Here is a 10,200-nt window from a genome sequence, read left to right as displayed (position 1 = left end):
GACGGCGATGGCGAAAAGCGTTCGTTCAAGCCGCGCGGTGACCGCCCGAACTACAATCGCGATGACCGCGGGCCGCGCCGCGATCGCGACGATGCCCGCCCGGCGGGCCGGTCGTCCGACCGCAAGTTCGGCGACCGCAAACCTTACGCGCCGCGCGAGCGTGATGGCGAGAAGCGTCCCTATACGCCGCGTGGTGAGCGATCGTTCGGCGACCGCCCTTCGCGCGACGGCGACCGGCCCGCGCGGAAATTCGGCGGCGACAGCAAGTTCAAGCGCGATGGCGACCGCGGGCCGCGCAAGGATTTCGGTGACCGGCCGCCGCGCGGCGAATCCAAGCCGTGGCAGAAGCGCGAGGGCGGCTCGGATCGTCCGGAGCGCGGTTCGCGCCCGTTCCGCGACGGTCCGCGCAATTTCGACAAGCCGCGCTACGACAGGTCGCGCGATGACCGCGGCGGCGACGAGCGTCCGCGGTTCTCCTGGTCCCGCGACGATCGTGAGCAGGGCGATCGTCCGAAGTTCAGCCGACCGCGCTGGGATCGCAAGGGCGACTCCGGGGATCGCAAGGGCGACTCCGGGGATCGCAACGAAGACGGTGGCGATCGCCGCGACAATCGCCGCCGCGAGCGGCCCGAAGGGCGCACCGACTGGCAGGAGCATCCGCGCAGCGAGGGCCGTTTCGGCGATCGGCCGCGCCGCGACAATGAGGACGACAGCAAGGTGTTTGCGAAGCGCCCGGCCTTTGGCGGCCGCGGCGCCTATCGCGAGCGCTCTTACGACGATCGCCGCGAGCGTCCCGAGCCGAAGCCGAAGAAGTCAGGCGAGCGGATCGCCAAGGTGCTGGCGCGCGCCGGCCTCGCCTCGCGCCGCGATGCCGAGGAGATCGTCACGCAGGGCCGCGTCACGGTCAACGGACGCGTGATCAACTCGCCGGCGCTCGATATCACCGACAATGATGTCGTGGCGGTCGACGGCAAGCCGTTGCCGCCGCGCGAGCGGACCCGGCTGTTCATGTACCACAAGCCGCGCGGGCTGATGACGACGCATGCCGATCCCGAGGGGCGGCCGACCGTGTTCGACAATCTGCCGGAGGGCCTGCCGCGGCTGATCTCGATCGGCCGGCTCGATTTCAACACCGAAGGCCTGCTGCTGCTGACCAATGACGGCGGGCTGGCGCGGACGCTGGAGCATCCCGACACCGGATGGCTGCGTCGCTACCGCGTGCGCGCGCATGGCGAGTTGACGCAGGCCCAGCTCGATCAGCTCAAGGACGGCGTCGAGGTCGACGGCGTCAAATATGGGCCGATCGAGGCGACGCTGGAGCGCGACCAGAGCTCCAACGTTTGGGTGGTGTTCGCGATCCGCGAGGGCAAGAACCGCGAGGTGCGCAACGTGATGGCGCATCTCGGGCTCGAGGTGAACCGGCTGATCCGGATCTCCTACGGCCCGTTCCAACTCGGCGAGCTCGAGGAGGGCAAGGTCGAGGAGGTCAAGACGCGGGTGCTGCGCGAGCAGCTCGGCGAGAAGGTCGCCAAGATCGCAGGCGCGGACTTCACACGGCCTGAGCAGCGTGACGATGGCGACGCGCAGCCCAGAAAGCCGGCCGCGAAGCGGGCGGTGATCAACGATCGCAAGGGCCGCCGCGTGCTGGTGCAGCGCACCGGCAGCGAGGAAGCCCGCGCCCGCAACGAGGACGAGGCCAATGGCTACGGCCCGCCGCGCCGGCCCAAGCGCGGCTATCACGGCAAGCGCGATCTCAAGCCGCAGGACGAGTAACGGTCAATGCGTGTCGTCGGGGGCAGGCTGAAGGGCCGCAATCTCGCTTCGCCCTCGGGCCGCGAGATCCGTCCGACCGCGGACCGCCTGCGCGAGTCCGTGTTCAACATCCTGATCCACGCCTACGACAATCCGATCGAGGACGCCCGCGTGCTCGATCTGTTTGCCGGTACCGGCGCGCTCGGTATCGAGGCCGCCTCGCGCGGCGCAAGGTTCACTCTGTTCGTCGACAATGGCGCCGAGGCGAGGGCGCTGCTGCGCAACAATGTCGAATCGCTCGGCCTCGGCGGGACCACCAAGGTCTATCGCCGCGATGCCACCGATCTCGGACCGGCGCACCCGGTCGAGCCGTTCTCGCTGGTGCTTCTCGATCCGCCCTATGGCAAGGGACTTGCCGAGAAGGCACTCGCCTCGCTGCGCGACGGCGGCTGGCTGACGCCGGGCGCGTTGCTCGTGGTGGAAGAGGCAAAGGCCGCTTCGTTCGTGGCGCCCGAAGGCTTCGAGGAGCTGGAGCGGCGGGCGTATGACGACACGGAATTCGTCTTCCTTCGCGGAAAAGTGTAGGGCGGACCGGCGTTCGTGCACCTTATGCTGGGGTCCGGACGGAGCCTGTGATCGGGGTGCGCGACTCGCAGACCCGTTGGGCTAATCCACTACACGTCGCGTTCGGGGGCGAACCATGGCTGATACTCTTGCCGAGCTCGCGGATCAGCTGGAGAAGCGTGTCAAGGATCTGCGCGGCGGGCGCGATGACGCGGCGCTGCTTGCAGCTGCGCGTGATGCTGCCGATCAGATCGAGCGCCGTCGCGGCGTGCTGGATGGCGACACGCACGAAGCGCTCCAGATGGTTCAGCGGATGACGTTCAATGCCGCGGCCGATTGCTGGCCGGGCTGGAGCGTTTCGGACAAGCCGATCAGGCCAGATATCCTGCTGGCGGCGCGCGACCTTGCGGAGCGTTCGCTCGATCTCGTGCAGGAGCTGGGGGTCGGACCGTTGCGGCTGGGAACGGGCGCCTGGCTGGTGGGTGCCTTCGATCTGGCGCTTGGTCGACATCTCGAGGCGATCGATATCTTTCGTGGTGCGCGTCAGAACTATGTCGACGCGAGTGCCCCCGGCCTGGTGCTGCTGACGGACGGCTATGTCGCGATCGCGCGGCAATTGGCCGGGGATCAGGCCAGTGGTGAAGAGCTCGATCAAGTCTGCAAGTCGATCGCGGCCGGCGGTTTCGAGGACGGCGACGAATGGATTGCGCAGTTGCGCATGGCGCTTGAGGTGTTCACCGGGAAGAGTTCGTAGGGCTCTAATCTGTCGTCCCTGCCTGGTGCGCAATTGCGCACGGGAGCAGGGACCCATAACCACAAATGCGCATTGTAGAAGCGCGCTGTGGCCCAGCTTTTCTCAACCGCAACATTAGTGGTTATGGGTCCCGGGTCGCGCTTCGCTTGCCCGGGACGACGGGGATAGAGACTACCCTCGCCCGAACAGTAACCAGTAGCAACCATTAGCTCATCCGATTTTGTGCAAATGGATTGTCCGATCGCCGTTGAGACTGACGGCGTGCTCACGGCCGTCAAGGCCTGGCCTGTCGAGTGCGAGCATGTGGTGGCATTTGAGCGACGGCCATCCTTGACGGCCGCTGTGCGCGCCGTCAGTCTCAACGGCGATCGGACAATCCATTTGCACAAAATCGGATGAGCTAATGGTTGCTACGGAATCCCGTAAGCCCTATCTCCGCCCGAACAGCTTCTCGATATCGCTCAGCTTCAACTCGACATAAGTCGGCCGGCCGTGGTTGCACTGGCCGGAGTTCGGCGTGTCTTCCATCTCGCGCAGCAGCGCGTTCATCTCTTCCGGCTTGAGGCGTCTCCCGGCGCGGACCGAGCCGTGGCAGGCCATAGTGGCGGCGACATGCATCAGCCGGCGCTCCAGCGGCAGCGCCTCGTCCCATTCGGCCATGTGCTCGGCGAGGTCGCGTAACAGACCGGCCGCATTGGCCTTGCCGAGCAGCGAGGGCGTCTCGCGCACGGCGACCGCGCCGGGACCGAAGGATTCGATCGCGAGCCCGAACGAGGCCAACTCCTCGGCGCGATCGAGCAGCTTTTCGACGGTCGCTTCATCGAGCTCGACGATCTCGGGGATCAACAGGATCTGCCGCTGCACGCCGTTCTTCGCCAGCGAGGCCTTCAGCTTCTCATAGACGATGCGCTCATGCGCCGCGTGCTGGTCGACCACGATGAGGCCGTCGCGGGTCTGCGAGACGATGTAGGTCTCGTGGATCTGGGTGCGCGCGGCACCCAGCGGCCGGTCGAGCATGTCGGGCGCGGGTGCGGTCTCGAAGCGCACATCGGCGGTCGGCGCGCGACGTCGAAGGCGGCCTGTCCGGGCTCGGCGAAGGCGGGCGCCGCCGCGCCATCGAACGAACGCGTCGGATTGACCGGATATGACGGCGAGCCGCGCCAGTCCCAATTGCTCGGGCGCGGCGGCGTGAAGGCCGGGCGGAATGCCGAGAGCGCGGCGCCGTCGGCGGTGTTGGCCGCGGTGCGCCTGCCTTCGCGCGCAAGGCCCTCCTTCAGGGCGTGCACGATCAGCGCGCGCACCAGGCCGGCATTGCGGAAGCGCACCTCGGTCTTGGCCGGATGCACATTGGCATCGACCTCTTGCGGGTCGCAGGTCACGAACAGCGCCACCACGGGGTGGCGGTCGCCCGGCAGATAATCGGAATAGGCCGCGCGTACGGCGCCGAGGATCAGCTTGTCGCGCACCGGACGGCCGTTGACGAACAGATATTGTCCGAGCGCATTGGCGCGGGTCAGCGACGGCGCGGCGGCAAAACCCTCGACCACGACGCCTTCGCGCTCGGCGCGCACCTCGATCGCGCTGGCGCGAAAGTCCGCGCCAAGTATGTCGCCGAGCCGCGTCAGCCGGCCTGCCGCGCCGGGAAGTGCTGCGGCCCAGGTGACCGGCGCGCGCTCCTCGCCCGCCAGCGTGAAGGCGATATCGGGGCGCGCCATGCCGAGGCGCCGCACCACTTCGCGGATCGCTTCCGCCTCGGTGCGGTCGGTCTTGAGGAATTTCAGCCGCGCCGGCGTTGCATAGAACAGTTCGTTGACCTCGACGCGGGTGCCCTGGCCGAGCGCGGCCGGCATGACCTCCGACTTCTCGCCGCCCTCGACCGACAGCGACCAGGCATGCGGCTCGCTGGCATGGCGCGTGGTGATGCCGAGCTTGGCGACCGCGCCGATCGACGGCAGCGCCTCGCCGCGGAACCCGAGCGTGCGGATGCGCAGCAGGTCTTCATCGTCGAGCTTGGAGGTGGCGTGGCGGTCGACCGCGAGCGCAAGGTCTGATCGCGTCATGCCGCCGCCGTCGTCGGTGATGCCGATCCGGCGCCGCCCGCCGCCGTCGGTGAAAACGTCGATCCGGCTCGCGCCGGCGTCGATCGCGTTCTCGACCAGTTCCTTGACGACGCTCGCAGGGCGTTCGACCACTTCGCCGGCGGCGATGCGGTTGACGAGCTGTTCGGGAAGCTGGCGGACAGGCATGGCGTGCGCGATCGGACGGAGATTCGAGGGTGGGCGCCATTCTAGTCGGCTCGCCGGCCAAATGCATGGGGGCGGTCCGCCAATAGCTGCCTTTAGCTGGGGATGGAGCCGGCCTATCGCCTTGAAGACACTCACCTTCGCGTGTGCGCCCGCTACGCCCTACGTGGCGATTGTGACGCCGCATGCGGGGGTATATCGTTTAGAAAAATTATAATCCGATCGGGAGGATAGCCATGTGCCATTTGTTCTCGCACCAGCCGCAGCGCAATTATGAGTCGCAGACCCGGTCACTGCGGATCGGAGGTCATTGCACCTCGATCCGGCTGGAAATGTCGTTCTGGGACACGCTGGAGGAGATCGCGGCGAAAGAGGGGATGAGCGTCGCCAAGTTCGTCACCACGCTGTATGGCGAAGTCCTCGACCATCATGGCGAGGTCAATAATTTCGCATCGCTGTTGCGGTGCTGCTGCCTGATCTATCGCTCGCAGGGCGTAGCTGCGGTGCCCGCATTCCAGGGCCAGCGGATCCTCGACGCAGCGGAATAGGCTTTCGGATTCATCGTGCAGAAAACAGCGGCCTTGTCCTGGGCAGGACAAGGCCGTTTGAGTCGCGAGGGAGCTCTGGCTTCGGTTCTGATCGAGATCAGGGCCGAAGCTCGCCGCTCTCAGTGCTAGATCTCCTTGCGCTGCATCGCGCCCGCGATCGTGTCGGCCTGCCGGATCGCCAGTGAGACGATGGTCAGGGTCGGATTGCAGGCGGCACCGCTCGTGAACTGGCTGCCGTCGGAGACGAACAGGTTCTTGATGTCGTGGCTCTGGCCGAACTTGTTGACCACGCCATCGCGCGGCTTCTCGCTCATCCGGTTGGTGCCCATGTTGTGGGTCGAGGGATAGGGCGGCGTCGGATAGGTCACGGTGGCGCCGACCGCCTCGTAGACCGCGGCACCCTGCTTGTAGGCGTGATCGCGCATCGCGACGTCGTTCGGATGGTCGTCGAAATGCACGCTCGCGACCGGCATCCCGAACTTGTCCTTGATGTTCGGATCCAGCGTGACGCGGTTGGTCTCCTGCGGCAGGTCCTCGCCGACCAGCCACATGCCGGCCATCCGCGGATAGCCTTCCATCGCGCTGGTGAAGCTGCGGCCCCAGGCGCCGGGATTGAGGAACGCGGCCATGAAGGGCAGGCCGAGCGACAGCGTCTCCATCTCGTAGCCGCCGACGAAGCCGCGCTTCGGATCGTTCTTCGCTTCGTCGCGGATGATGCCGGCCATCGTGGTGCCGCGATACATGTGCACCGATTTCTCGAAGGTCGCATACACGCTGCCGGTCATGTGCCGCAAATAGTTGCGACCGACCTGGCCGGACGAGTTGGCAAGGCCGTCCGGAAACATGCTCGAGGCGCTGTTGAGCAGCAGCCGCGGGCTCTCGATCGAGTTGCCGGCGACCGCGACCACGCGCGCCTTCTGGCGCTGCATGGCGCCGGTCTCATCCGCATAGACCACGCCGGTCACCTTGCCGGATTGGTCGTGCTCGATCTTGATCACCATGCTGCCGGGGCGCACCTCGAGATTGCCGGTGGCTTCGCCCTTCGGGATCTCGGTGTAGAGCGTCGACCATTTGGCGCCGGACTTGCAGCCCTGGAAGCAGAAGCCGATCTGCTGGCAGGAACCGCGGCCGTCGCGCGGCTCGCTGTTGATCGCCATCCGCCCGGTGTGCACCTCCTTGTAGCCGAGCTTCTTGGCGCCGGCTTCCAGCACCTTGAAATTGTTGTTGCCGGGAAGTCCGGGGATGCCGTTGGTGCGGGTGACGCCCATCTTGTTCTCGGCCTTGGCGTAATAGGGCTCCATCTCGGCGAGCGTGATCGGCCAGTCCAGCAGATTGGCGCCGGGGATGTTGCCGTAAGCCGACTTGATCTTGAACTCGTGCTCATCGAAGCGGAGCGAGGCGCCGGCCCAGTGCACGGTGGATCCGCCTACCGCCTTGACGATCCAGGCTGGAATATTGGGGAAGTCCTTGTGGACGCGCCAGCTGCCGGACGTCGTGCGCATGTCCGACCAGGCGAGCTGGCCGAAGCTGTCCCATTCATCGTTGATGAAGTCCTGGTTCTCGATGCGCGGTCCGGCTTCCAGGATCACGACCTTGATGCCCTTCTGCGCCAGTTCATTGCCGAGCGTCCCGCCGCCGGCACCGGAGCCGACGATCACGACAACGCCGCTGTCATTCAGATCGAATTTTGCCATTGTGTCCTCCCGACGTTGTCCGCTTCAAGCCTTGGGCAGCCAGTCGATGTCGGCGAAGCCGCGCTTGATGTAGCCGCCATGCTCGGCGGAGGAGCCCTCGTAACCGAACCTCGGCCACACCTCCTTGTTGTTGTAGAGCGAGGCGATCAGATCGCCGCGGATCTTCTGGAAGAACGCGCTCTCCTCGATCCGTTGCAGCAGCGCGACGCGATCGTTTTCCCAGGCGACCTGGGCATAGGGCATCTTGTGGCGCTCGTTGGCTTCCTGATCGAGCCGCGCGACGCCGTCATTGATCAGCGATTTGACGGCCGGATCCTTGGCCGCCTTGTCATCCCACGGCTTGACCGCGGTGATGTAGTAACTGTCGCCGAGGAAATCGTGCGGATAGATGTCGCGCGCCACCTTCAACAGCGTCTTCATCGTCGCCGGCGTCAGCGTGCCGGCCTCGTCAGCCCACGCATCGGTGATGCCGAGCCCGGTGGATGTTGCGATCGCGACTGCTGGTGCGGTGACGGCCGCGCCCTTGAGAAAGACACGCCGGTCATATTTGCTGCGTCGATCGATTTCTCTCATTGGTTTCCTCCATAGACATTTTTGTAATTGGATTAACCGAACCGCCCGCCGCGCTGGATCACCTCGATCTTGTAGCCGTCGGGATCGGAGACGAAGAAGAAGCGCGCCAGCGTCCGGCCGTCATGCTTGAAATCGCGCAGCGGCCCGGGCGACAGTTTCTCCTTCTCGAAGCGCGTATGCTCGGCATCGACGTCATCGACCACGACGGCGAGATGGCCGTAGCCGTCGCCGAGCGTGTAGGGCTCCTTGCGATCGAAATTGACCGTGAGCTCGACCTCGAAGGGCGAGGAGGGATGGCGCAGATAGATCAGCGCGAAATCGGCAAAGCGCAGATTGTCCGCGATCTCGAGGCCGAACGCGCGACGATAGAAATCGAGCGCCTTGGTCTCGTCGAACACGCGGATCATCGAATGCACGGGTTTTGCCATTCAGTTCAGCTCCTTCAGATAGGCGATGATCATGGCGCGGGTTTCCGGCTTGGCCTGCCGATAAGCCATCACGGCGCCGGGGATCACCTCTTGCGGATTGGTCAGCCAGGCATCGAGCCTGGCGTCGTCCCAGACGAAATCGGTCTTGGCGAAGCCCGCGGAATATTTGAAGCCGTCAGCCTTGCCGGCATGGCGGCCGACGATCTTGTAGAGCGATGGTCCCTGCCGCACGGGGTCCGACGTATTTGACGTGTGGCAGGTTGCGCATTGCTGCTTGAACAGCGTCGCCCCATCGGGCGGCTTGGCGGCAGGCAAGGGCATCTGCGCGCTGGCCATTTGCACTGCAAACATCGCGCTGCAAAATCCCAGCGCCAACGTCCGCCTTGCCGTCCACCCTGCGCGCAGCTTTGTCATATACACCACCGCCTCTGTGCAGTGACTGTAGGAGCCTGAAATCAGCCGTTGGTAGTAGCGGGCTGTTTCACAGCAGAACAAAGATGGGCGGTGGTCTGGCGCGGAACCGGTGGTTGCCGCATATGCGGACGACAATTTCGCAAAATGACCGCGAAATCCCTGCACGATCACCACACGACGCAGCTTGCATTGCGTGTGCGCCGTTTGCGGAAATTCAGTCTCGCACGATGGGGTTTAGGGTCGGCGCTGCAAACGGCGCACGACCTGCGCCGCTCCTTCCATCGTCAATTAAAGTCCAGGAGAAATGGATGACGTTTGCAAAAACCAGCGTGCTCGCCCTTGCCATCGCGGCCGCGATGGCCGGCCCCGTCCTGGCACAGGGCGCGGCCACACCGAATACCCAGCTTCGCGGCGGTGCAGCGGGCGCCGGGACCGTGCAACAGGGCGGCGGCATGTCCGGCAGCGGCGATGAGGAAATGGCCGCGCAGCCGACTTCACCGACGCAGAAGAGCGGCACCAGCGCCAAGTCAGGCAGCAAGGGAACGGTCGGCAGCAGCAGCGGCCACGCAACGTCACCGAAGGCCGGTGGTTCCGAGATGGCGCCCGCAACCAAGAAGTACTAGTTCCGCGACGACCGGATGCAGCGCCGCGCGTGCGCTGCATCCGAAGTTTCTAGTCGTCGAAACGGCGCGTGCCGCGGCCCGCCTTGACGTCGCTGCGGCGCTTCTTGCCTTCGAGCCGGCGCTGCTTGGAGCCGAACGTCGGCTTGGTCGGCCGCCGCGGTGTCGGCCGCACCATCGCTTCCTTCAGCATCTCGAGCAGCCGTTCGATCGCGTCGGCGCGATTGCGTTCCTGGGTGCGGAAACGAAACGCCTGGATCACGATCACGCCGTCCTTGGTCATGCGGCTGCCGGCGAGGCGCGCCAGCCGCGGCACCGCGTCCGCCGGCAGCGCGATCTTGTTGGTGTCGAAGCGGAGCTGCGCTGCGGTCGAGACCTTGTTGACGTTCTGCCCGCCCGGACCGGAGGCACGGACAAAGACGATCTCAATGTCGTTCTCGTCGATCGTAAGGTCGCGGGACACCCGCAGCATGACATCACCTGGAGGGAAGAATCGGCGGCCGCAGAATAGCGGGTTTGTGCTGGGCGTGCTCGGGCGGTGTTGGTGTGGGGCCGTTACGTCATCGGTCGGAGTGTGTGGCTTACCGCTCTCCCCAGCCCTCCCCCGCAA

The 10,200-nt window shown here is 65.6% G+C and carries 10 protein-coding genes and 1 pseudogene; 5 read left to right on the top strand and 6 right to left on the bottom strand.

The window, feature by feature from the left end; all coding sequences use genetic code 11:
- The 3 genes from H8A95_RS38755 to H8A95_RS38745 form a co-directional block, all read left to right on the top strand.
- Window positions 1–1,773: pseudouridine synthase (locus H8A95_RS38755; RefSeq protein WP_229187846.1), on the top strand; the 1,773-nt coding region annotated here is incomplete at its 5' end.
- A 6-nt stretch (window positions 1,774–1,779) separates the two neighbouring features.
- Window positions 1,780–2,337, top strand: coding sequence for a 16S rRNA (guanine(966)-N(2))-methyltransferase RsmD (gene rsmD, locus H8A95_RS38750; RefSeq protein WP_229187845.1), 558 nt, complete (start codon window positions 1,780–1,782; stop codon window positions 2,335–2,337).
- A gap of 115 nt (window positions 2,338–2,452) precedes the next feature.
- Entirely contained in the window at window positions 2,453–3,070 is a 618-nt protein-coding gene (locus H8A95_RS38745) for a hypothetical protein (RefSeq protein ID WP_229187844.1), read from the top strand.
- 429 nt (window positions 3,071–3,499) lie between these two features.
- Here H8A95_RS38745 and mutL read toward each other — a convergent pair.
- Window positions 3,500–5,316 (bottom strand): annotated as a pseudogene (gene mutL, locus H8A95_RS38740) (DNA mismatch repair endonuclease MutL).
- Window positions 5,317–5,549: 233 nt separating this feature from the next.
- Between mutL and H8A95_RS38735 the strand changes: the two are divergent.
- The gene (locus H8A95_RS38735; RefSeq protein ID WP_229187843.1) at window positions 5,550–5,861 is read left to right on the top strand and encodes a ribbon-helix-helix domain-containing protein; all 312 of its coding nucleotides are present in this window, start codon (window positions 5,550–5,552) and stop codon (window positions 5,859–5,861) included.
- Window positions 5,862–5,986: 125 nt separating this feature from the next.
- Here the strand turns inward: H8A95_RS38735 and H8A95_RS38730 are convergent, their stop codons facing one another.
- The 4 genes from H8A95_RS38730 to H8A95_RS38715 are packed head-to-tail and all read right to left on the bottom strand — an operon-like array spanning window position 5,987 to window position 8,877.
- Window positions 5,987–7,555 carry a GMC family oxidoreductase gene (locus H8A95_RS38730; RefSeq protein ID WP_229187842.1) on the bottom strand — a complete coding sequence of 523 codons (1,569 nt, stop codon included), beginning with the start codon at window positions 7,553–7,555 and terminating at the stop codon, window positions 5,987–5,989.
- Between the two features lie 24 nt (window positions 7,556–7,579).
- The gene (locus tag H8A95_RS38725; protein ID WP_229187841.1) at window positions 7,580–8,128 is read right to left on the bottom strand and encodes a gluconate 2-dehydrogenase subunit 3 family protein; all 549 of its coding nucleotides are present in this window, start codon (window positions 8,126–8,128) and stop codon (window positions 7,580–7,582) included.
- A 32-nt stretch (window positions 8,129–8,160) separates the two neighbouring features.
- The gene (locus tag H8A95_RS38720) at window positions 8,161–8,556 is read right to left on the bottom strand and encodes a VOC family protein (protein ID WP_229187840.1); all 396 of its coding nucleotides are present in this window, start codon (window positions 8,554–8,556) and stop codon (window positions 8,161–8,163) included.
- Complete coding sequence (locus H8A95_RS38715; RefSeq protein ID WP_229187847.1) at window positions 8,557–8,877, bottom strand: c-type cytochrome; 321 nt, start codon at window positions 8,875–8,877, stop codon at window positions 8,557–8,559.
- Window positions 8,878–9,278: 401 nt separating this feature from the next.
- Here H8A95_RS38715 and H8A95_RS38710 point away from each other — a divergent pair, with 401 nt between their 5' ends.
- The gene (locus H8A95_RS38710; RefSeq protein WP_229187839.1) at window positions 9,279–9,593 is read left to right on the top strand and encodes a hypothetical protein; all 315 of its coding nucleotides are present in this window, start codon (window positions 9,279–9,281) and stop codon (window positions 9,591–9,593) included.
- Between the two features lie 49 nt (window positions 9,594–9,642).
- Here H8A95_RS38710 and arfB read toward each other — a convergent pair whose 3' ends face one another.
- A complete protein-coding gene (arfB, locus tag H8A95_RS38705; RefSeq protein ID WP_229187838.1) occupies window positions 9,643–10,062 on the bottom strand; it encodes an alternative ribosome rescue aminoacyl-tRNA hydrolase ArfB in 420 nt (139 codons plus the stop codon).
- Window positions 10,063–10,200: the final 138 nt, after the last annotated feature.

It is taken from the genome of Bradyrhizobium oropedii, assembly GCF_020889685.1.
GTDB lineage: Bacteria > Pseudomonadota > Alphaproteobacteria > Rhizobiales > Xanthobacteraceae > Bradyrhizobium > Bradyrhizobium oropedii.
Note: the sequence above shows the minus strand (reverse complement) of the source record. Positions and strands in the feature narration are given on the sequence as shown.